18 protein-coding genes are annotated in these 21,459 nt (G+C 66.5%); 11 read left to right on the forward strand and 7 right to left on the reverse strand.

Annotation, left to right across the window (positions count from 1 at the left end; genetic code table 11):
- Window positions 1-11: 11 nt before the first annotated feature.
- Entirely contained in the window at window positions 12-1,418 is a 1,407-nt protein-coding gene (locus P2Q66_RS12815) for an MFS transporter (protein ID WP_275728577.1), read from the reverse strand.
- A 241-nt stretch (window positions 1,419-1,659) separates the two neighbouring features.
- Between P2Q66_RS12815 and P2Q66_RS12820 the strand changes: the two genes are divergently transcribed.
- From P2Q66_RS12820 to P2Q66_RS12830, 3 genes are read left to right on the forward strand one after another with little or no spacing between them, the layout of a single operon-like run.
- Window positions 1,660-2,328 (forward strand): response regulator transcription factor, encoded by a 669-nt coding sequence (locus tag P2Q66_RS12820; protein ID WP_275728605.1) that lies wholly within the window; start codon window positions 1,660-1,662, stop codon window positions 2,326-2,328.
- Window positions 2,325-3,773 carry a HAMP domain-containing sensor histidine kinase gene (locus P2Q66_RS12825; protein WP_275728579.1) on the forward strand — a complete coding sequence of 483 codons (1,449 nt, stop codon included), beginning with the start codon at window positions 2,325-2,327 and terminating at the stop codon, window positions 3,771-3,773. Before P2Q66_RS12820 ends, P2Q66_RS12825 begins: the two co-directional genes overlap by 4 nt.
- Window positions 3,766-4,770 carry a TAXI family TRAP transporter solute-binding subunit gene (locus tag P2Q66_RS12830; RefSeq protein WP_275728581.1) on the forward strand — a complete coding sequence of 335 codons (1,005 nt, stop codon included), beginning with the start codon at window positions 3,766-3,768 and terminating at the stop codon, window positions 4,768-4,770. Before P2Q66_RS12825 ends, P2Q66_RS12830 begins: the two co-directional genes overlap by 8 nt.
- Window positions 4,771-4,902: 132 nt before the next feature.
- Here the strand turns inward: P2Q66_RS12830 and P2Q66_RS12835 are convergent, their stop codons facing one another.
- Window positions 4,903-6,417: an XRE family transcriptional regulator gene (locus P2Q66_RS12835; RefSeq protein WP_275728583.1), complete on the reverse strand. Its 1,515-nt coding sequence runs from the start codon at window positions 6,415-6,417 to the stop codon at window positions 4,903-4,905.
- A gap of 148 nt (window positions 6,418-6,565) precedes the next feature.
- Between P2Q66_RS12835 and aceA the strand changes: the two genes are divergently transcribed.
- Both aceA and aceB read left to right on the forward strand, forming a co-directional pair.
- The gene (gene aceA, locus P2Q66_RS12840; protein WP_115526170.1) at window positions 6,566-7,882 is read left to right on the forward strand and encodes an isocitrate lyase; all 1,317 of its coding nucleotides are present in this window, start codon (window positions 6,566-6,568) and stop codon (window positions 7,880-7,882) included.
- Window positions 7,883-8,120: 238 nt separating this feature from the next.
- Window positions 8,121-9,773 (forward strand): malate synthase A, encoded by a 1,653-nt coding sequence (gene aceB / locus P2Q66_RS12845; RefSeq protein WP_275728587.1) that lies wholly within the window; start codon window positions 8,121-8,123, stop codon window positions 9,771-9,773.
- Window positions 9,774-9,958: 185 nt separating this feature from the next.
- Here the strand turns inward: aceB and P2Q66_RS12850 are convergent, their stop codons facing one another.
- Entirely contained in the window at window positions 9,959-11,152 is a 1,194-nt protein-coding gene (locus tag P2Q66_RS12850) for an MFS transporter (RefSeq protein ID WP_275728589.1), read from the reverse strand.
- Window positions 11,153-11,290: 138 nt separating this feature from the next.
- On the opposite strand from P2Q66_RS12850, the gene P2Q66_RS12855 reads away from it, so the two are divergent.
- A complete protein-coding gene (locus P2Q66_RS12855) occupies window positions 11,291-12,250 on the forward strand; it encodes a D-2-hydroxyacid dehydrogenase family protein (RefSeq protein WP_275728591.1) in 960 nt (319 codons plus the stop codon).
- Between the two features lie 13 nt (window positions 12,251-12,263).
- Entirely contained in the window at window positions 12,264-12,797 is a 534-nt protein-coding gene (locus P2Q66_RS12860) for a GNAT family N-acetyltransferase (protein ID WP_115526167.1), read from the forward strand.
- A gap of 37 nt (window positions 12,798-12,834) precedes the next feature.
- Here P2Q66_RS12860 and P2Q66_RS12865 read toward each other — a convergent pair whose 3' ends face one another.
- Both P2Q66_RS12865 and P2Q66_RS12870 read right to left on the reverse strand, forming a co-directional pair.
- A complete protein-coding gene (locus tag P2Q66_RS12865; protein ID WP_275728594.1) occupies window positions 12,835-14,997 on the reverse strand; it encodes a glycogen debranching N-terminal domain-containing protein in 2,163 nt (720 codons plus the stop codon).
- Between the two features lie 60 nt (window positions 14,998-15,057).
- Window positions 15,058-16,119, reverse strand: a complete 1,062-nt coding sequence (locus P2Q66_RS12870; RefSeq protein ID WP_275728596.1) for a glycosyltransferase family 4 protein — start codon at window positions 16,117-16,119, stop codon at window positions 15,058-15,060.
- Window positions 16,120-16,334: 215 nt separating this feature from the next.
- Between P2Q66_RS12870 and P2Q66_RS12875 the strand changes: the two genes are divergently transcribed.
- Both P2Q66_RS12875 and P2Q66_RS12880 read left to right on the forward strand, forming a co-directional pair.
- Window positions 16,335-17,033, forward strand: coding sequence for a DsbA family oxidoreductase (locus tag P2Q66_RS12875; protein WP_275728598.1), 699 nt, complete (start codon window positions 16,335-16,337; stop codon window positions 17,031-17,033).
- Between the two features lie 36 nt (window positions 17,034-17,069).
- Entirely contained in the window at window positions 17,070-17,720 is a 651-nt protein-coding gene (locus tag P2Q66_RS12880; RefSeq protein WP_275728599.1) for a TetR/AcrR family transcriptional regulator, read from the forward strand.
- Window positions 17,721-17,726: 6 nt separating this feature from the next.
- Here the strand turns inward: P2Q66_RS12880 and P2Q66_RS12885 are convergent, their stop codons facing one another.
- Window positions 17,727-18,404, reverse strand: a complete 678-nt coding sequence (locus P2Q66_RS12885; protein WP_275728600.1) for a LytR C-terminal domain-containing protein — start codon at window positions 18,402-18,404, stop codon at window positions 17,727-17,729.
- A complete protein-coding gene (locus P2Q66_RS12890; RefSeq protein ID WP_009358464.1) occupies window positions 18,397-18,696 on the reverse strand; it encodes a type II toxin-antitoxin system VapB family antitoxin in 300 nt (99 codons plus the stop codon). Before P2Q66_RS12890 ends, P2Q66_RS12885 begins: the two co-directional genes overlap by 8 nt.
- Before the next feature lie 148 nt (window positions 18,697-18,844).
- On the opposite strand from P2Q66_RS12890, the gene P2Q66_RS12895 reads away from it, so the two are divergent.
- Entirely contained in the window at window positions 18,845-19,774 is a 930-nt protein-coding gene (locus P2Q66_RS12895) for a hypothetical protein (protein WP_115526162.1), read from the forward strand.
- Window positions 19,775-19,836: 62 nt separating this feature from the next.
- On the forward strand, window positions 19,837-21,459 hold a 1,623-nt coding region (locus tag P2Q66_RS12900; RefSeq protein ID WP_275728602.1), incomplete at its 3' end, for a stealth family protein.

Genomic DNA, 21,459 nt, shown 5'->3' on the forward strand with positions numbered 1-21,459 from the left:
GCCGGACTAAGTCAGCGCTTCGCACCCACCACCGTGTCGGCGTCGTCCGTCTTGGCCGCAGCCCAGGCATCGCCCTGTTCCTTGTCCAGGTGCGTGGCCTTCTTGTTCTTGAGCGCGAAGATGTAGACCACCAGCGAAACGGCGATGGCCACGGTGACGTAGGTGAAGAACAGCTCCACCTGGCCGGCCTTCTGCAGCGCCGCGCCGATCAGCGGAACCGTGCCGCCGAACAGCGAGTTGGCGATCGCATAACCCAGCCCGACCCCGAGTGCCCGGATGGACGCGGGGAAGAGCTCGGCCTTCACCAGCGCGTTGATGGAGGTGTAGCCGCCCACCACCAGCAGGCCGCCCATCATGAGCAGGAACGCCGTAAACGGATCCTTGGTGCCGGACAGCGTGGAGAGCAGCGGCCAGGTGAACAGCACGCCGGTGATACCGAACCAGAGGAGCAACGGCTTGCGGCCCACCTTGTCCGAGATGATGCCGTAGACGGGCTGCAGCAGCATGAAGATGAACAATGCCCAGAAGTTGATGACGGAGGTATCGGTCTTGGCGATGCCGGACGTATCGTTCATGAACTTCAGGATGAAGTTGGTGTAGGTGTAGAAGGCAACGGTTCCGCCCAGGGTGACGCCGATGCAGATCAGCAGCGGACGCCAGTGGCTGGTGAAGAGCAGCTTGAGGGTTCCGGGTTGCGCCTCACCCGCAACCTGGACGTGTGCGGCGCGGATCTGGTCCGCGGAGACGGTCTCCTCCATGGAGCGGCGCAGCCAGAGCACCACCAGGGCCGCGACGCCGCCCAGCGCGAACGGAATACGCCAGCCCCACTCGGTGAGGGCATCGTTGCCGATGCTGTTCTGCAGGATCACCAGGACCAGCAGGGCCAGCATCTGCCCGCCCACCAGGGTCACGTACTGGAAACTGGAGAAGAAACCGCGCCTCCTGGACGTTGCCGCTTCGGACATGTAGGTGGCGCTGGTGCCATACTCGCCGCCCACGGAGAAGCCCTGCAGCAGGCGGACCAGCACCAGCAGGACCATGGCCCAGATGCCGATGACGTCCTGGGTGGGCAGCACCGCGATGGCAAAGGAGCCGGCGGACATCAGCGTCACGCTGAGGGTCAGGGCGGCTTTGCGGCCGTTGCGGTCCGCGTACCTGCCGAAGAACCAGGCACCGATGGGGCGCATGAGGAACGACGTCGAGAAGACGGCCATTGCCTCGAGTCCAGCCTGCAGGTCGTCAGTGGAGCTGAAGAAGTGGGCCTGGAAGTAGGCCGCGAAGACGGTGTAGACGTAGAGGTCGTACCACTCTACGAGGTTGCCGGCGGAACCTTTGAGGATATTTCCCACGGCCCTGCGGGTCTGTGCTGCCTCCGTCGGGGCTGCCTCGCTAAGAGGCGCTGCTTGTTGGGTGCTCATCGATGAACCTTCCTTGGCGTGAACAGTCTCCCGAAAGCGCGGAGGACCCCCACCAAAATATGGGTGATCCAGGGCACAACCAACGTGGAAGCGGCTTTCCTAACACTTCCTTAGGTTTTGGTCCGAAACCCCGTGCCCGTCCCGCCCGGCCTCCGCCCGGCCGGGCAAAAACGTCCGCCAGGCGGTAGTCTCCACAAACGGGGGATGGCGCAGCCCCGCAGCGAAGGACAGGAACATGGCAATGGAAGTGCTCATCGTCGAGGACGACGACGCCATGGCCGGTGCCTTGGCGGCCGGTGTCGGGACAGCGGGACTGAAGGCAACCAGGGTTTCCCGTGGCGCCGATGCCCTGCTGGCGCACCGCCGTTTCCAGGTGATCCTCCTTGACCTGGGGCTTCCGGACATGGACGGGCTGGAGGTGCTGCGGAAACTCCGCCAGGTTACGGACTGCCCCATCCTCATCCTCACCGCGCGCGACGACGAACGCAGCGTGGTGCTTGGCCTCCGTTCCGGAGCGGATGACTACCTGGTCAAACCGGTCAAGCTGGTGGAACTGCTGGCCAGGATCGAAGCGGTCACCAGGCGGGTGGGGCGCGGCAGCGCAGCGACGCCGGGCACCATTGTCCTGGACGACCTCGAGATCGACCTGGACCGGCGGACGGCGGCAAAGGGCGCCGAAGTGCTTCCGCTGACCGCCACCGAATTCGAGCTGCTGGCCCTGCTCGCCCGGAACGCCGGCTCGGTGGTGACGCGGGAGCAGATCCTTGACGCGCTGTGGGGTGACGCCTTCCTCGCCTCCTCCCGCTCGCTGGACGTCCATCTCACCGGGCTCCGGGCCAAGCTGCAGAAGCCCGGGTTCATCATTAACGTCCGCGGCGTGGGCTACCGGGTGGAAGCGGATACCGCGTGAGGCTGCGCGTCCTCGGGGTCCTCAGTGTGCTCTGCCTGCTGGTGGTCTTCCTGGTCTCCGGCACCATCCTGGGCTCTGCCGCCCGCGAACTGACGCAGGAAGTCCAGATCAACCGGGCAGCGTCCCTGAACCGGCTGGCCCAGGTAGCCTTCGACGCTGCGAACGACGGTGACACCGTGCGGCTGCAGCGGGAAATGGACACCTATTCCAGCCTCTACGGTGAAGGCATTGTGGTGCGGCTGCAGCAGGGCATCCTGCGCTCCGGGGGCCTGAGTGAGGAGCGGACCGACGTGCAGGAGGCCCTGTCCCTCGCCGGGCTCAACGTCAGTGACACGGACCTGGCCCCGTTGGAGCCTTTCGGGTCCGGCTCGGAACTCATTTTCCGTTCCTTTGGCAGCGCCAGCCAGGTCCTGGGCGGCGTCGTCCTGGACGTGGACCTCGACACTGCCCGCAACAAGCTCCGCGGGCGTTGGCTCGGGGTGGCGGTTGCCGCCGTCGCCCTTGCCGCGGTACTCCTGCTGGCCGCGGCCCGGGTGACCGGGTGGGTGCTCCGTCCTGTCCTTCGCCTGAATTCGGCGGTCACCGAGCTGGCGAAGACGGGACGGGCGGGGCGCCTGCCGGAGGACGGGCCGCCGGAACTCCGCGAGTTGAGCCGGTCCTTCACCGCGATGGCCCGCACCGTGAGCGCCAGCATCGAGTCGCAGCGCCAGCTGATCGCGGATACCTCGCACCAGCTGCGGAATCCCATCGGTGCCCTCAGGCTGCGGCTGGACGTACTCCAGCTTGAGCTGAAAAATGCCCGGGAGCACGACGCCGCCGCCAGCGCGGTGGCGGAGCTGGAGCGGGTGGAGGAGATCCTGGACGGAGTCCTGAAACTTGCCGCTGCCGAGCACCGGGCGTCCGAGGACTCCGCCCGTTCGTTCAGCAGTCCGGGCGCCCGGCCGCCGGCCGAACCGGTGGATCCGTATCCCGTTCTGCAGGGTGAGGTTGAGCGGGCAGCTCCGGCGGCGGAGCGTGCAGGGTGCCGCCTTGTCCTGCTGCCGCCTCCCTCCCCGCCGGCACTGGTTGCCTGCCATCCGGCGGAGCTTGCCCAGATGGCCGGCGAGCTCCTCACCAACGCGGTCAAGTACGCCCCCGGTGCCACGGTGACAGCTGGGGTGCGGGTTCGCGCGGGCACGGCATCAGTGGAAATATCCGACGACGGCCCCGGGCTTTCCGAGCAGGAGCGCGCCGCCGCTGCCACGCGGTTTTGGCGCTCACCCCGGCATTCCTCGGTCCGCGGGACCGGGCTGGGCGTCACCATCGTGGGCGAGCTGGCGGCGGCGAACGGCGGCCGGCTGGTGCTTGCTCCGGCAACACCGCAGGGCCTGTCCGCCAGGCTGGAATTCTCTGCTCCCCCGACTGGCCACCATCCGGAATCCGGAGGAGGTGAGGTGCGTGGTTGAAGGGCTTGCCGGTCCGCTTTCGAGGCGGACACTGCTGAAAGCCGGTTTTTCCGCAGGCCTGGCCGTGTTCCTGCCGTTCGCCCTGTCTGGTTGCACCAGCAAGCGGCCCGACTTGCTGACGGTGGCGGGCGGCGAACCTGGCGGTTTTTACCTGGAGTTCTCCACGCTGCTGGCCGCGGCGCTGGAGCGGCACGGGGTGGCGGGCCGGGCCACGGCGGTGTCCACGGGCGGAAGCCTGGACAACCTGGCGGAACTGCGCGAGGGAAGGGCCACCTTCGCCGTCGCGCTGGCCGATGCGGCGGGCGAACAGTCGCCGGAGCCCGGCGCGGCACCGGTGCAGGTGGCAGCGCTCGGGAAGGTCTATGAAAACTATGTGCACTGCGTGGTGCGCAGGGACAGCGGAATCACCGGGCTCGGCCAGCTGGCCGGCCGCAGGGTGGCCATCGGCCAGCCTGGATCCGGCACGTCCCTCACCACACCGCGGATCCTTGCGGCAGCAGGCCTGGATACCCGGACGGTCGGTGGCACCGATGCGGACGGGACGGTCGCCGTCGTAAGCCTTGGACTGAACGACGGCCTGGCCGCCCTGAAGGCGGGCACGGTGGATGCCCTGTTCTGGTCCGGCGGCGTGCCCACGGCCGCGGTTGCCGCCGCGCAGCAGGAGGTTCCTCTGGCACTGCTGGACCTTTCGGCGCTGCTGCCTGAGCTGCGCAAGCGGCATGGGGCGCAATACGACCGCGTGCTCATTCCAGAGGGCAGTTATCCCGGTGTGCCGGCGGTGTGGACGGTGGGCGCCGCGAACCTGCTGCTGTGCCGCGCGGACCTGGACGCCGCCACCGTGGAACAGACCGTACAGCTGCTGGTGCACCATGCCGGCGAGCTGATCCCGCAATCGAGCCTTGGCGTGCAGTTCCTCAGCCCGGAAACCCTGATCAACACTGCCGGTGTCCCGCTGCATCCGGCGGCCGCGAACGCCTACCGGGCGCTGCACGGCTGACCCGGCACGCTCTCTCACATCCTGCAGCGATATCGGGAACCCTCTCTCACCTGTCGCGGGATGAGCTGAAACCCTCCTTCACAGATTGAGAGAGCGTTGCGGGAAAAGCCGCAAAACGTGAGAGAGCGTCCCTCAGTTTCCCGAGTGGGCCTGCAGGAAGCTGTAGACCTCTGTCTCGTCCACGCCGGGGAAGGCGCCCGGCGGCATGGCGGCCAGGAGGTGCGAGTGCGCACGCGCGGAGGGCCAGGCGTTCCCGGCCCATTCGGAGGTGAGCGCTTCCGGCGGACGCTTGCAGCAGGTGGGATCCGGGCAGTTGGAGGTGGCACGGGCTGTCGTCTCCCGCCCGCGGAACCACTTCACGTGCTGGTACGGCACGCCGATGCTCAGCGAAAACTCCCCGGTGGCGGAGCGTTCCGTGCGGGCGGTGCACCAGTACGTCCCGGAGGGCGTGTCCGTGTACTGGCTGTAGGCACTGAATTTGTCCGGCACGTCGAACACGGCTCGGGATGTCCAGGCCTTGCACGACGGCTGGCCCTCGATGGCTCCGGTGTGGTCCTGCGGAAAGTTCACGCCGTCGTTCTCGTAGGCCTTGTAGATGATGCCGCTCTGGTGTGTCTTCTGGAAATGCGTCGTGATGCCCAGGTGCTTGGTGGCCAGGTTCGTGAAGCGGTGGGCGGCTGTCTCGTAGGAGACGGCGAACGCGTCGCGGATGTCCTCCACGGCGATTTCCTTCGCTGCCTTGGCTGTTTGCAGAAATTCCACCGTTGCCTGCTCGGGGAGGAGCAGTGCGGCGGCGAAATAGTTGGTGGCCACCCGCTGGGCCAGGAAATCGCCGTAGCTGCGGGGTGTTTCATGGCCCAGCACGTAGTGGCCCAGGGCCTGCAGGAGCACAGACCGGGGGTCGTGGTCCTGCCGCTGGCTCTGCGTCAGGTAAATTCTGCGGTTCTTCAAATCCGTCACGGAACGGGTGGAATGCGGCAGGTCGCCCACATGGTGCAGGGTGAAGCCGAGGTGCGCGGCAATGTCCGCGATGACGTGCTGGCTCAGCGGCCCGGTGGTGTACCCCACCTCCTTGAGGACCTTCTGCGCCTCGGATTCGTACTCCGGAAAATAGTTCCCCCGCTCCCGCATCATGGCGCGCAGTTCGCCGTTCGCGCGGCGGGCTTCCTCCGGCGTTGCCACCTGCTCGTTCATCTTGCGTTCGAGCTCATGGAGCAGCCCCACCTGGGCCTCTAGGACATCCAGCGGAAGTCGCGAACTGATGCGGATTTTGGGCAGGTCCAAGGACTCGTACAGCGGTCCGCGCTGGTAGCGCTCAAGCTCGATTTCCAAGGCCGCACGGCGGCTGGGCGGTTCGGCTCCAAGCAGCTGGTCGATGCCGACGTTGAGGGCCCCGGCCAGGTGCTGCAGCAGGCCAAGTTTGGGTTCCCGTTTGCCGTTCTCGATCAGGCTCAGCTGGCTGGGCGCGGTCCCGACGGCGGCGCTCAGGTCATCGAGGGTCAGTCCGGCCTGTTTGCGGAGATGGCGCACGCGGCGGCCCAGCGAGATGACGTCCAGTTCCGCGGCAGATCCGGAGGATGGCGGCGGCGAAACTTCCCTGGTCCAGCTTGAAGGCGACATTTCTGAAGAATACGTGAAGAAGTGCATTTCTTTCCAGAGTTTTCATCTAGAAAGCCTGTTGTAAATGCAGAAAAGTAGTGACCACGGAAAGAAACACCGCACCGGAAAGCCGGTGGGAACCTCAACGACGCGGTTCCCACCTACTCCATCCGGAGCTCAATCAAGGAGATCAACGATGACTGCAGCATTTGAGCCCACCCAGCAGACGCCCGAACAGCAGGCCGCCGCCCTGGAGCTCGAGTGGGCCGCCAACCCCCGCTGGGAAGGTGTGACCCGGGACTACTCAGCCTCCGACGTCGTCCGCCTCCGCGGCCGCGTCTCCGAAGAACACACCCTGGCCCGCCGCGGCTCGGAGAAGCTGTGGAAGCAGCTCACCGAAGAGCACAAGGAAGGCAAGTACACCAACGCCCTGGGCGCGCTGACCGGCAACCAGGCCGTGCAGCAGGTCAAGGCCGGTCTTCGGGCCATCTATCTTTCCGGCTGGCAGGTTGCCGCTGACGCGAACAACTCGGGCCACACCTACCCGGACCAGTCGCTGTACCCGGCCAACTCCGTTCCCACGGTTGTCCGCCGCATCAACAACGCCCTGCTCCGGGCGGACCAGATCGAATTCTCCGAGGGTGTCCAGACCGTCGAGGACTGGCTGGTCCCGATCGTCGCCGACGCCGAGGCAGGATTCGGCGGCCCGCTGAACGCCTACGAACTCATGAAATCCATGATCCAGGCCGGCGCCTCAGGTGTTCACTGGGAGGACCAGCTTGCCTCTGAAAAGAAGTGCGGCCACCTCGGCGGCAAGGTCCTGATCCCCACCCAGCAGCACGTCCGCACCCTGAACGCAGCCCGTCTCGCAGCCGACGTCGCCGGCACCCCCACCGTCGTTATCGCACGCACCGACGCCGAAGCAGCAACCCTGATCACCTCGGACGTGGACGAACGTGACCAGGAATTCATCACCGGCGAGCGCACCGCCGAGGGCTTCTACAAGGTCCGCAACGGCATCGAACCCTGCATCGCCCGCGCCAAGGCCTACGCCCCCTACTCGGACCTGATCTGGATGGAAACCGGCACCCCGGACCTGGAACTGGCCCGCAAGTTCGCCGAAGCCGTCAAGGCCGAGTTCCCGGACCAGATGCTCTCCTACAACTGCTCCCCGTCGTTCAACTGGCGCAAGCACCTGGACGACGCCACCATCGCCAAGTTCCAGCGCGAACTTGGCGCCATGGGCTTCACGTTCCAGTTCATCACCCTGGCCGGATTCCACGCCCTGAACTACTCGATGTTCGACCTCGCGCACGGCTACGCCCGTGAAGGCATGAGCGCCTACGTCGAGCTCCAGGAAAAGGAATTCGCTTCCGAATCCCGCGGCTACACCGCGACCAAGCACCAGCGCGAAGTCGGCACCGGCTACTTCGACACCATCTCCACCGCGCTCAACCCGAACGCATCCACCCTCGCCCTGGTCGGATCGACCGAAGAGGGTCAGTTCCACTAAAACTCCCGACGGCGGCGGTGGTTGAGCTTGTCGAAACCCGTCCGGCCTTCGGACCGGCATCGCTCTGCCTGCTATTCCCCATGCCCGCCCCATGACCTCGTAGAACTCGGTCGGGGGCGGGCACAGGGCCCCTTTTACGCAGGCTGCCGCGACACCGGCTCCTCGGCCTTGTGCCTTAGTCGCCAACGTGTCGCCAGCCGCCGTCGAACTTTCCCTTTTCGTCTTTAAGGAGACTGAGATGAACAGCTTCACCGATAGCTTCACGATTAATGGCATCACCTTGACCGCTCAACCCGTGTGCCGGCAGAACGAGGTTCTCACTCCGGACGCCCTGGAGTTCGTGGCCAAGCTACACCGGGCTACTGCTGAGCGGCGGCAGGAACTGCTGCAGGCCCGCCGGACCCGGCGTGCTGACATTGCCGCCGGCGCCGACCCCCGCTTCCTGCGGGAGACCGAACACATCCGCAACGACCCGTCCTGGCGGGTCGCTCCCCCGGCCCCCGGCCTGGAGGACCGCCGCGTGGAAATCACCGGCCCGGTGGACAAGAAGATGACCATCAACGCCCTGAACTCCGGCGCCAAGGTCTGGCTCGCGGACATGGAGGACTCCTCCACCCCCACCTGGCGCAACGTGGTCAAGGGCCAGCTGAACCTCACTGACGCCCTGGAACGCCGGATCGACTTCACCACCGAAGAAGGCAAGGAATACAAGCTCCGCCCCGCCGGCGAACTGCCCACCATCGTGGTCCGCCCCCGCGGCTGGCACCTGCCCGAAAAGCACATGCTCATCGACGGCCAGCCCATCGCCGGCGGCATCGTGGACTTCGGCCTGTTCTTCTTCCACAACGCCCGCCGCCTCCTCGCCCAAGGCAAGGGCCCGTACTTCTACCTGCCCAAGATCGAGAACCACCTCGAAGCCCGGCTCTGGAACGACATCTTCATCCTCGCCCAGGACATGCTCGGCATCCCGCAGGGCACCATCCGCGCCACCGTGCTGATCGAAACCATCACCGCAGCCTTCGAAATGGAGGAAATCCTCTACGAACTGCGCGACCACGCCGCCGGCCTGAACGCCGGCCGGTGGGACTACATCTTCTCCCTGATCAAGAACTTCCGCACCCGCGGCCCCCGCTTCGTCCTCCCGGACCGCGGCCAGGTCACCATGACCCAGCCCTTTATGCGCGCCTACACCGAACAGCTCGTCCGGGCCTGCCACAAGCGCAGCGCCATGGCCATCGGCGGCATGGCAGCAGCAGTCCCCAACCGCAAGGACCCCGAAGCGAACACCAACGCCTTCGAAAAGGTCCGCGCCGACAAGACCCGTGAGGCCAACGATGGCTTCGACGGCTCCTGGGTGGCCCACCCGGACCTGGTGCCGGTCTGCCGCGAGGTGTTTGACAGCATCCTGGACGGGAAGCCCAACCAGCTGGACCGCACCCGTGAGGACGTCACCCCGGACGACCGGGCCCTGATCAACGTGGCCGCCACCACCGGCACCATCACCGAACAGGGCATCCGGAACAACATCGAAGTGGGGATCCGCTACATCGAATCCTGGCTCCGCGGCAACGGCGCCGTCGCCATCCACAACCTCATGGAAGACGCCGCCACCGCCGAAATCTCCCGCTCCCAGCTCTGGCAGTGGATCTACGCCCGGGCCATCACGGACCACGGCGAGATCATCACCCACGAGTGGATCGAAGAACTCCTGGACCAGGAATTCGCACGGCTGGAACGGTTCGACGGCGACCGCTTCGAAGACGCCCGCGACATCTTCGAAGAAGTCACCCTCGCCCGCGACTTCCCGTCCTTCCTCACCCTCCCCGCCTACGCGCGCTACCTGACGGAGGCCCGCGAAAAGGCAACCGTCGAGGAACTCGCCGCGGCGTAACCAGCTTCCGTCCGCCGGGCCGGCACGCCCTCCGCAACAGGCACCTCCGAAATCCGGAGGGCCGGCCCGGCGACGGAACCACCTCCCCGCGAGATGGCAGTTAACGGCAGTGTTGTGGGTAAACATCACCGTTAGTTGCCATCTCGCGGGTGGGGGTTAAGGGAAGTACGACGGCGGGACCGGGCTCAGCGGCCCTTCGGCACCCGCCGCACGGCGAGGGTGGTGCTGACGAAGAAGGTCAGCACGGACACCAGGACGAGCAGCAGCGCCGGTGTCCAGGACCCGGACGCGTCGTGCACGAAGCCCATCAGGGGCGGTGCCACGGCGGCAAAGCAGTAGCCCAGGCCCTGCACGGTGGCAGACATCCGGCCCGCCGAGGCCTGGTCACGGGCCAAGCGGATGATCGCGATGAAGATGACCGTGATGCCGCCGCCCTGGGCGATGCCGCCACAGATCGACCACAGCCACCAGAGCTGCGGCGCCAGCAGCAGCCCGGCCGGCACGGCCGTCCACAACGCTCCCACGGTGACCGCTACCGCCGTCGTACTCATGAATTTGGCGGCAAAGGGCACTCCCAGGCCGCCCACGATAGCCAGGATCTGGAAGATGGAGGAAGCGGCACCGGCCCCGGTGACGGACATGCCCAGTTCGTCGTGCAGGTAACTGGGCAGCCACGCCGTCACCCCGTAATAGGAGAAGGCCTGCCCGGCGAAGCCCGCTGTCAGGCCGGCCGTCGTCCAGCCCGTACCGGTCACCGGCGGCAGCGTCGTGTCCCCGCCGTCCTCCGCGGAAGCCAGGAATGCGCTCCGCGGACCAACGGCCAGGGTCCAGACAACGATGGCCGCAACGGCCAGGACAGCCACCGAGCCCAGAGAAAAACTCCACCCCGCCAAGTCCGCCAGCGGTGCGGTCACCACGGACGTCAGGAATGACCCGATGTTCAGCGCGGCGGTGTAGATTCCCATCGCGGTCCCCTGCCGGCGGGGGGCGAAGTCACGGCGGATGATGAGCGGCGCGGCGATGTTGCCCACCGTGATGGCCAGGCCAATCAGCACGGTGCCGGCAACCACCAGGACCGGCCCGCCCGCCGAACGGACCAGCACGCCCGCCAACACGCCGAGGATGGTCAGCGTCACCGCAAACTCGGCACCGACCTTCCGGGCCGCCAGTGAAGCCAGCGGTGCGGCCAGGGAGAAGCAGAGGACAGGGATGCTGGTCAGCAGGCCAAGCATGACCGGCGAAAAGGCCAGCTCCGCCTGCATCGGGCCAACTACTGGGGCGACCGCCACAAACGGTCCCCGCAGGTTCAGCGCGAGCAGGCCGATGCAGGCAAGCAGGATCCAGCTCTTGGGTATCCGGGCAGAAATCCGGCCGCTCATGCGGCGGCGGAGGGAGTAAGCAGTTTCATCACTCCCATTGCTATCACGCGCCGGGACGGACGGTTGTTGGGGCGCCCGGATGGCCCCCTGGCTTACGATGAACTTCACGCCAGGAACTCCGGGACGAAGGACACCGCCATGCAGCACCGCCTCGCCATCCTCGACGATTACCAGGACGTAGCCCACGGCTTTGCGGACTGGGCGGCGCTGGAAGCGGAGGGCGTCACCGTCACCACGTTCCGGGAGCCCTTCGCGTCCCGGGACGCCTTGGTCTCGGCGCTTGCCGGCGTCGGTATTGTCATTGCCATGCGGGAGCGCACCGCGTTTCCCCGGGAAGTATTTGAAAAACTTCCCGGGCTCCAGCTGCTGGTGACCACGGGGATGGCCAACGCCTCGATTGACGTGGCCGCTGCGGCGGAGCACGGCGTGACGGTGTGCGGAACTCCCGGTTCCCCTGCCGCCGCCCCGGAGCTGACCTGGGCCCTGCTGCTGGCAGCCGCCCGGCACCTGCCGGCCGAGGAGAACTCCCTGCGGGCCGGAACCTGGCAGTCCACGGTGGGATTCGAGCTGGCAGGCAAGACGCTGGGCATCGTGGGACTGGGCAAAATCGGCCGCCGGATCGCCGGCTACGGGCAGGCGTTCGGCATGGACGTGGTGGCCTGGAGCCAGAACCTGACGGCCGAAGCTGCCGACGACGCCGGGGCGCGGCTGGTGTCGAAGAAGGAGCTGTTCCGGGTATCGGACGTCGCCACGCTCCATCTTCGGCTTTCTGAGCGCTCCGAGAACACCGTGGGCGAGGAGGAACTGCGGCTGCTGGGCCCCGAGGGCATCCTGGTGAACACCGCCAGGGGTCCTTTGGTCAACCAGGACGCACTGATCCGGGCACTCACCCAGGGCTGGATCCGCGGTGCAGCCCTGGACGTCTTCGACCAGGAGCCCCTGCCTGCCTCGCATCCCCTGCTGGCCGCCCCCAACACCGTGCTCTCACCGCACCTTGGATACGTCACCCAGGAGAGCTACCGGCAGTTTTACGGCGGCGCATTCGAGGACGTGACAGCCTGGCTCGCCGGCTCACCCATCCGCACCATCACCGCCTGACACCGGGAAATACGTGAACCACACCATCCGCACAGCAACAGCGGACGACGCCGGGGCGCTGGCCGCGCTGGCGGCCGTCACCTTCCCGCTGGCCTGCCCGCCGTCGTCGTCACCTGAGGACATTGCGGCGCACCTGGCCAGCACGCTCAGCGAACAACACTTCGAGCGCTACCTCGCGGACCCGGACATCACCATCCTGGTCCTCGACTCCGGCAAACGGCTGAACGGGTACAGCCTGCTGGTCAACCGGCCGGCTGCGGACCCTGACGTTGCGGCTGCCCTCACGATTGTTCCGTCCGTGGAACTCAGCAAATGCTACGTCCATCCGGAGCACCACGGCCTCGGCGCCGCCGCCGAGCTCATGCACGCCAGCCTGCAGGCCGCGGCGGCAGCAGGCGGGGCCGCAGCATGGTTGGGCGTCAACAGCCAGAACGCCCGGGCCATCCGCTTCTACGAAAAGTCCGGATTCCGCAAGGTGGGCACCAAGTCCTTCACCCTGGGCAGCACCGTGGAGCACGACTTCGTCCTGGAGCGCGCCGTACCCTGACCACCTGCCTGCGCCGGCGCCTGAGCGACGCCCAGGCTCACCTTCCGGCCACTCCCCCTGCCACGACGCCTTCAGGCGGGTAGGCCAACGGCGGGCGTGGTTCGGCCACCAGCTTGAGGCCCGGCGGAAGCCCTTCGATGCTGCCTTCGGTTCCGGAGGCGTTGATGGTCACCCTGGCCGAATCCAGGAGGACGTTTTCCGCCCTGAACGTGCCGACGGCCTCCGGCAGGATGGGTGCAAGATGGACCACCCCGCGGGTGAAGACGGGATCGAACCGAAGCAGGATCCGCGCCAGCTGCACCGGGGCCGCCGCCGCCCACGCCTGCGGCGAGCAGGCCGTGGGATACGGCACAGGGCCGGGAAACTCGCCGCGGTCAAAGCCGCAGAAGAGCTCGGGCAGCCGGTTGTCGAAATGCTCGGCCGCGTCGAAGATTCCCAGGGCCACGCGCCTGGCCTCTTCGACGAATCCGTAGCGCATCAGGCCTGTGGCCACGAGCGCCGTGTCATGGGGCCAGACCGAACCGTTGTGGTAGCTCACGGGGTTGTACGCGCCCATGTCGGACGCGAGCGTGCGGATCCCCCAGCCGGTGAACATCTGCGGCGACATGAGGTGCTCCACCACTGACGGCGCCTTGTCCTCGTCCACGATGCCCGTCCACAGGCAATGGCCGATGTTGGACGTCAGGGCGTCCACGGGACGCTTGTCCTTGTCCAGGGCGACGGCAAAATATCCTTTGTCCGGCAGCCAGAACTTCTCGTTGAATGCGGTCTTCAGTTCTGCGGCACGATCAGCCCAGTGCTGCTCCAGGGGCGCGTCGCCGCTCCACCGTGCCAGCAAGGACCTGCCGATGTACGCAGCGTACACATAGCCCTGCACCTCGCACAGCGCAATCGGTGCCTCGGCCATGGTCCCGTCCGCAAAGTTAATGCCGTCCCAGGAGTCCTTCCAGCCCTGGTTCACCAGCCCGTGATCGTTGGGACGAAGGTATTCCACGAAGCCGTCGCCGTCACGGTCGCCGTACTTCTGGATCCATTCCAAGGCCCGGTCGGCATGCGCTATCAGCGGCTGGACCACATCCCGGGACAGGCCCCAGCGGCTGAGCTCACCCAGGAGGGCCACAAAAAGCGGCGTGGCGTCGGCGGTGCCGTAATAGGCCGTGCCGCCCAGCGAAAGCCCGGCGGTGACACCGAGCCGTACCTCGTGGGGGATGCGCCCCGGCTCTTCCTCCGAGTCCGGATCCACTTTCTTCCCCTGGAGCCCTGCCAGCGTCTGCAGCGTGCCGGCCGCGAGGTTCGGGTCCACCATCAGGCTCATGTAGGACGCCAGGAGGGAATCGCGGCCAAACAACGCCATAAACCAGGGCGCCCCGGCGGCCACGGCAGCACGTTCGGGGTGGTGTGCATCGAAAATCCGGAGCGAGCCCAGGTCGATCTGGCTCCGGTTCAGCAGGTCCTGCAGCCCGGTGTCCGCCACATTGATCCGGGGAACGCCTTCTTCCCAGTCCAGGTGGCGGCGGACGCCTTCGCGGTGGTGCGGAAGGCGTCCTTCAGTGAAGGGGTCCGCCGGCGCCTTACCGTTCACCAGCGGAACCACGATGACGCTTGTGGTCCACTTGCCGCGGGCCGGGATGGTGACGTGGAAGCGCAGCCCGTCCAGGCTGGCCACCCCTTCGCGTGCGCCGACGGCGGTGCCGCGCTGCTGCCCGTGCCGGACGGCCTGGATGACCAGCCGGCCGTCAGCCACTTCACGGGTGGTATCGGCCGGGCCGGTGGTGCGGCCGCCCTTGACGTCGAAGAGGTCCGCCTGGTCCGCGTCCACCAGCAGTTCGATGTCACACTCCACCGGCTCCGCTGCATAATTTTCCAAGGTGATGTCATCCTGGAGCCCCGGACCGATGTGCCGTGTCTGGCGGACCACCAGCGGGCTGTCGAAGCGCCCGTCCGGCCACTTGGCCCGCCCGACGAACGTGGCCGCGAAGGGCCGCGACCGCTGGGCCGCCAACGGCTCACGCAGGGAGCCGTTGATCCGAAGGACCCAGTGGGAAATGATGCGGGTGTCCTGGAAAAAGGCCCCGTTCGTGCCGCCTTCGGAACTGATGTCCCCGTTCCCGGCCGAGATGCAGAACGAGGATCCTTCCACCACTGTCACGGACCCTGACTCGGATGCGCCAGCCTCGGTATTGGCATTCCATGCGGTCACGGAAGGGCTCCCTTCTGAAGCGACGGGATGCTGCCGGCCATCCGGCAACATGTGCGGCCCTTAAAGATTCTGGTGCACGCGCGCCGCATCCGGAAGCCCCGTGGGCATACTCCCTTCAATAAGTTCCGTGAAGAGCTGCAGGTGGTCGGACACCATGCGCCCGGCGCTGAACCGCTCCTCTGCCGCTCCCCTGCACGCCGCCCGGTCCAGGGCCTCCGCGGCCTGGACGAAGTCCGCCAGTTCCCCGACATCGCCCAGGTAGCCGGTGCGGCCATGCTCCACGATCTCAGGCGCGGAACCGATCAATGTGCCCACCACGGGAGTTCCCGTGGCCAGCGCCTCGATCATGACGAGCCCGAACGGCTCGGACCACTGGATGGGGTTCAGGAAGGCCAGCGCTTCACCCATCAGCCGGTACTTGGCAGCATTGTCCACTTCCCCCACGAAGTCCTCGTTCGGCCCCAACAGGGGCTCAATGACGTCGTGGAAATAGCGAATCTCCTCCGGCTCCCGCATCTTCACCGCTATGCGCAGCGGCATGCCTGCCTGCCGGGCAATCATGATGGCCTCAAGCAACCCCTTGTCCGGGCAGGCCCGGCCTACAAAGCACAGATAGCCGCCCCGGCCGGTCCCCACGGGCACTGACTTCAGGTCCATGCCGTGATGGATGACCCGGGTAACAGGCACCCCCGGAGCGTGCGACGCCTGGTCACGGGAAATCGCGATGATGGCGGACCGCCGCGCGATGGCCTGGTAGATGTCCACCGCGTTCGAGTTCAGTGGACCGTGGATGGTGGTCACCAAAGGAGTTTCCTCCGGCCGGTGCAGGTACAGCGGTCCGGCAAGCGTGTGGTCGTGGATGATGTCAACGTCCTGCAGCGCCTCGTGCGCCCGGATCACATGGCTGAACTCCGAAATGGTCAGCCCCATCTCTTCCCCGGCCGAGGGCTGCATGCCGGGCACCAGTGGCACAGGGCAGCTGCTGTCCGAGGGCGCTGCCAGTAAAACCTCATGCCCCGCGGCGGCGAAGCCCCTGGCCAGGGTGTCCACCACCCTTTCAGTTCCGCCGTACGTTGACGGGGGCACAGGTATCCATGGTCCTGCAACCAGTCCTATCCGCATTCCTGGCCTCCAGGTGGTGACAGGCCGGGCTCCCCAGCTGGCCGGGCATATTTAATCGCGGACCTGTTCCGGCCCGCGGTATATCCGCTTCGTATGTCGTCTGCTTAACCTAACTCTGACTATTGCCCACGAACCACCGCGCCACAAGCCCTACTGTGGGGTATCTAACATGTGGTGGCCGGAATGGCTGCCGGGCCTGCGAGGTTGTTCCCAGCATGAAGATTGAGATCTGGTCAGACGTCGCGTGCCCGTGGTGCTACATTGGCAAACGCCGCTTTGAGGCCGCCCTGTCCGCCTTCCCGCACAAGGATGCGGTTGAGGTGGTGTGGCGCAGCTACCAGCTGGACCCAACCCTTCCCGAGCACTACGACGGCACCGAGCTGGAGTACCTGAGCACCCGCAAGGGCATGGCTCCGCAGCAGGTTTCGCAGATGTTCGACCATGTTGCACAGCAGGCCAGGGGCGAGGGCCTGAACTACCGATTCGATGCGGTGGTGGTGGCCAACAGCTTCACTGCGCACCGCCTGATCCACCTTGCGGCCGCACACGGCAAGCAGGATGCCGCCAAGGAGCGCCTGCTCAGCGACCACTTTGAGCACGGCAGGGACATCGGCAGCCGGGAGTACCTGACGTCGCTTGGCCGCGACCTCGGCATCGATGCCGGTGAGGTGGACGAGCTGTTCACTACGGACAAGTACGCCGACGACGTCCGCTTCGATTTCGAGGAGGGCCGGTCCCTGGGTATCAGCGGCGTCCCGTTCTTTGTCATCGACCGGAAGTTCGGCCTGTCCGGCGCACAGCCAACGGAGACGTTCACGGCGGCACTGAACCAGGCCTGGCAGGACGCCAACCCCCTGGTGCTGGTCAACGCCGGCGAGGGTGACGCCTGCGGCCCGGACGGCTGCTCCGTCTAGCAGCCGTTTACTGACACATCGCGGTAAAGTGTCTGTATGCCCCGGATCTCAGCGGCCAGCAATGCCGAGCAGCGCGCGGACACCCAGCGCCGCATCCTGACGGCCTTCGGCGAACTCCTCTTCTCCCACGGCCTGCCCGGCCTGACCATGACGGACGTGGCGCGGCACGCCGGAGTGGGCCGTACCGCGGTGTACAACTACTACGCGGACATCGAAGAGCTGCTGATCGCGTATGCCCTGGAGGAGACCGAGAAGTTCCTGACGGAACTGCGCGACTCCCTCAACCGCCTGGACAACCCGGTGGAACAGCTGGCCCTGTACGTGCGCGCCCAAGTGGTGGACCTCAGCCGCCGCCACCTGCCGCCGGGCCCTGCCATGGGGGCCGTGCTGTCGCCGTCGTCCTTTGCCAAACTCGCGGACCACGTGGGCGAGCTGAGCGTGCTGCTGCAGGGCATCCTGCGCGCCGGCATGGAGCAGGGCTACCTGCCGGCGGCGGACATCGGCCAGCAGGCGCAGCTGATCCTTGGGACGCTGTCCTCCAGCGCGGCAAGGGGCAGCGACGAGCCGGAGGAGCTGGAGGCGCGCGTCGCCAGGACGGTGCGGTTCATCCAGCTGGGTGCCGGAGCCAGGTTCGACGACGCCGGCCACCCCGTCCGGCTCGCGCCGCTTCCCGCCGTGGCCGGCTAGCGATTTTTAGCGGGTGGGCGCAGCGGACGGGTTGACAGGCCGCTTGTCGTCGTCGGCAACGCGGCGGCTTTCCCGGGGGCAGCTGAGCTTGCCAGGGGTCTGGTCCACCAGGTCCGGCGGGGCGAGGGCGGCGTAGTCCTGGGAGAGGATCACGTCCACGCTGCCGTCCGTCCTGCCGTCCTGGAAGTAGTCGGAACCGGGCAGGTTCCGCTGGACGCTGAAGGCCGCAGACTGTCCCGCAGCCCCGGAGATCACAGCCGCCACACCCCGGTAGCCGGCCTCGGTATTGGACACGGCGCCCACCACGAATTTCCGGGCCAGGAACTCGTCCGCCACCGAGCGGGCCAGCCCGGGCCGGCTGGTGGAGTTGTACACATTGAGGTTGATCTGTTCAGGCGGGGTGTAGTCGAACGTTCCCGCAGGGCAGGTGGACACCGTTTCCTGGGCAGATTCGGCGGTGGGGATGGCCAGCTTCCCGTTGATGATGGCCAGGGCGGCGATGATGCCCGCGGCGATCAGGCCGATGAGGAGCACCAGGACCACGCCGTGCAGGACCCGGCGGCGCACCCGGGCGGCATCGTCCGCGTCCTGGGCGGCCTCTTGAAAAGTGGCGCGCAGCTCGGGGCCGCTTACTACGTGGTGGCCGTGCAGGACGCTCGGGTCCTCGGGCCGTTTCCTAGCCATCGAGCACCAGGACCCGGGCGTGGATCGCGGTGCGCTGGTGCAGGGCGGTCCGGACTGCGCGGTGCAGGCCGTCCTCCAGGTATAGGGTTCCCTGGTACTGCACCACGTGCGGGAAAAGGTCGCCGAAAAAGGTGGAGTCCTCGGCCAGCAGCGCTTCCAGGTCCAGGGTGCGTTTGGTGGTCACCAGTTCGTCCAGCCGGACCGGCCGCGGCGGCAGCGAAGCCCACTCCTTGGGCGTGCTGTAACCATGGTCGGGGTAAGGGCGGCCCTCGCCCACAGCTTTGAATATCACCATGCCACCCTAGGCATCCTGCCGGCCCAGCGAAAGTGCCCAGCCCTGCCGGCGGCAGGTTGTAGCCAAACGGTGACCATCCGCCACACGGGGGTGGCTTTCGGCTGTCCGCTCCGGGAGTTTCCGGCCCTGCTGACAGAATGGAGGCATGACAGCATCCGAGTCCCCCGCCATTTCCCTGCCCGGCGTCCGCCTGCCGTCCTGCCCGCCGCTGGCGCTCCTGCTCGACGTTGACGGGCCGGTGGCGAGCCCGCTGACCCGGGACGTCAAACCGGAAATCATCGCGGACCTGGTAGCCCTGGCGGCAGCAGGAATTCCGGTGATCTTCAACACCGGCCGCTCCGATGCCTTCATCCGGGAACAGGTCATGGAGCCCATGATCGAAGCCGGCATCCCCACCGGCACCATCATCCACGCGGTCTGCGAAAAGGGTGCCGTGTGGTTCAGCTACACCTCGGCCGGGCCGGGGCCCATCCATGTGGACCGGGACCTGGCCGTGCCCGCAGCGTACGGGGACGACATCCGCCGCCTGGTGGCCGAGGATTACTCCTCACACATGTTTTTTGACGAAACCAAACGGGCCATGGTGTCGGTGGAGCAGCACATCGACGTGCCGAGTTCTGATTACCTCGCCGAACAAAAACTTTTCGACGCCGATGCCATGGAGCTGATGGGCCGCCACGGGCTGGGGGTGGTCCGGCTGGACCACCATGCCCCGGACTCCGACGACGAGGTGGACTACCGCGTGGACCCCACCATCATCTCCACCGACATTGAATCGGTGCGGCTTGGCAAGGACCTTGGAGCCAGCCGGGCGGTGGAGCTCCTCGCGGCGCAGGGCATTACGCCCGAGGCCTGGCGGACGGTGGGCGACTCCCGCACGGACTACGCCATGGCAGACTGGCTGCACCACAACGACCATGCCGTGAAGCATGTGGATGTCCGCCCTGCGGACGGCGTCCCGGACAAGCCGTATGATGTCCTCACTGCAGCGGATCTGGGACTCGAGGCAACGATCATCCACGACGACGCCGGCGGCGCCTTCCTGCGCAGCTGGCGGGAGGCGCTGGGCGCCTAAGCCCTGCCGGCACCGGGCCGGATGCACCGGCCGAAACATGCCGTTTCCCACGCGCGGCTATCATGCAGGTAGGAAGGCTTACTTTGACCAGCACGGAGACAACCATTACAGAAGCACCGGTTCAGGACGAGGTTTACTACGGCGGCCAGGCGTCCGTAGAAGAACAATTTCATTCAGAGGTAACGTCAGCAGCTGCTGTACAGCGCTTCAGGCTCCGCCCGGACGTCATCCGGCACAAGGGCCGCTATGCCGTCATCAATGACAACAGGACCCCCTACCAGGCCATGGTGGAGGACCTGTTGTTCCTGCGCAACGTGTTGGCGAACGCGGGCCTGGCCTACCTGCTGGTCCGGGGCAACAATGACCGCCCTGTGATCGCCCTGGACTGGAAGAACCGCAAGAAGCTCCGGGCGGCCTTGGTGGAGGCGTGCCGGGACGAGCCCTTCTACTCCATGACCGTGGACGCGAAGAAAAAAACCTCGGTACTCGTCGCGGACGGCGAACTCTCGTCCAACCGGCAGGCGCGGATCTTCCGCCTGTACCGGCCGCGGGTGGAGCCCGTGGGCGGCTTCGAATTCGGCGCCTCAGCCGGTGTGCAGATCGAACTGTGGTCCTTCGAAGGGGAGGAACTGATCCTTCCCATCGAAAACTCCCTGACCCGCAGGACCCTGCTGCGGCAGGACGCCGTCCGCGGCACGGTGGAACGCTACGGCCACACCTGGCCGACCATCGAGAACATGTTCGCCGACCATGCAAGCGATATCAGCTTCGACATCGACCTGGTCTTCTCCTGGGTGGACGGAAGCTCCCCCGAGTACATCGCCGCCCGCCGCGCCCAGCAGAAGGACGTGGTGCTGGGTGAGGGCGACGACCACGAAGCCCGCTTCCGGCAGATCAACGAACTGAAGTACGCGCTGCGGTCCGTCTACATGTTCGCGCCGTGGATCCGCCGCATCTTCATCGCCACGGACTCCCCCGCCCCCGCCTGGCTGGCAGACCATCCTTCGGTGACCATCGTCCGCAGCGAGGAGTTCTTTGCCGATCCCTCCGTGCTGCCCACCCACAACTCGCAGGCGGTGGAGTGCCAGCTGCACCACATCGAGGGCCTCTCGGAGCACTTCCTGTACTCCAATGACGACATGTTCTTCGGCCGCCCGGTCAGCCCGGACCTGTTCTTCACGCCGGGCGGGATCACGAAATTCATTGAGGCGGAGACCAGGATCGGCCTTGGGGAGAACGCGGCCGAGCGCAGCGGGTTCGAGAACGCCGCCCGGGTGAACCGCAAGCTGCTGTGGAACCGGTTCGGCCGGATCACCACCCGCCACCTGGAGCACTGCGCTGCACCGCTGCGCCGGAGCCTGGTGCGCAAAATGGAGCAGGAATTTCCGGAGGAGTTCCGCAAAACGGCTGCCAGCCGGTTCCGTGCCGCGGACAACATCTCGGTCACCAACTCGTTCTACCACTACTACGCGCTGCTCACCGGACGCGCGGTCACGCAGACTGCCGCGAAAGTACGCTACGTGGACACCACCATGCGGACCGGGCTCAACTATCTTCCGAAGCTCCTGTCCAAGCGGAACGTGGACTTCTTCTGCCTCAACGACGGCAGTTTCCCGGAAGTGAGCGCGGACGAGCGGGCCGCGCTGGTCACCGACTTCCTGGAAAAGTACTTCCCCATCAAGGCT

The sequence above is a fragment of the Arthrobacter sp. Cr_A7 genome, from assembly GCF_029222765.1.
Lineage (GTDB): Bacteria > Actinomycetota > Actinomycetes > Actinomycetales > Micrococcaceae > Arthrobacter.

What these genes read in the sequence shown, in the direction of transcription:
- P2Q66_RS12815 (WP_275728577.1), bottom strand. Translation starts at nt 1,418, where the DNA reads ATGAGCACCCAACAAGCAGCGCCTCTTAGCGAGGCAGCCCCGACGGAG.
- P2Q66_RS12820 (WP_275728605.1), top strand. Translation starts at nt 1,660, where the DNA reads ATGGAAGTGCTCATCGTCGAGGACGACGACGCCATGGCCGGTGCCTTG.
- P2Q66_RS12835 (WP_275728583.1), bottom strand. Translation starts at nt 6,417, where the DNA reads ATGCACTTCTTCACGTATTCTTCAGAAATGTCGCCTTCAAGCTGGACC.
- aceA (WP_115526170.1), top strand. Translation starts at nt 6,566, where the DNA reads ATGACTGCAGCATTTGAGCCCACCCAGCAGACGCCCGAACAGCAGGCC.
- aceB (WP_275728587.1), top strand. Translation starts at nt 8,121, where the DNA reads ATGAACAGCTTCACCGATAGCTTCACGATTAATGGCATCACCTTGACC.
- P2Q66_RS12850 (WP_275728589.1), bottom strand. Translation starts at nt 11,152, where the DNA reads ATGAGCGGCCGGATTTCTGCCCGGATACCCAAGAGCTGGATCCTGCTT.
- P2Q66_RS12855 (WP_275728591.1), top strand. Translation starts at nt 11,291, where the DNA reads ATGCAGCACCGCCTCGCCATCCTCGACGATTACCAGGACGTAGCCCAC.
- P2Q66_RS12870 (WP_275728596.1), bottom strand. Translation starts at nt 16,119, where the DNA reads ATGCGGATAGGACTGGTTGCAGGACCATGGATACCTGTGCCCCCGTCA.
- P2Q66_RS12875 (WP_275728598.1), top strand. Translation starts at nt 16,335, where the DNA reads ATGAAGATTGAGATCTGGTCAGACGTCGCGTGCCCGTGGTGCTACATT.
- P2Q66_RS12880 (WP_275728599.1), top strand. Translation starts at nt 17,070, where the DNA reads ATGCCCCGGATCTCAGCGGCCAGCAATGCCGAGCAGCGCGCGGACACC.
- P2Q66_RS12885 (WP_275728600.1), bottom strand. Translation starts at nt 18,404, where the DNA reads ATGGCTAGGAAACGGCCCGAGGACCCGAGCGTCCTGCACGGCCACCAC.
- P2Q66_RS12895 (WP_115526162.1), top strand. Translation starts at nt 18,845, where the DNA reads ATGACAGCATCCGAGTCCCCCGCCATTTCCCTGCCCGGCGTCCGCCTG.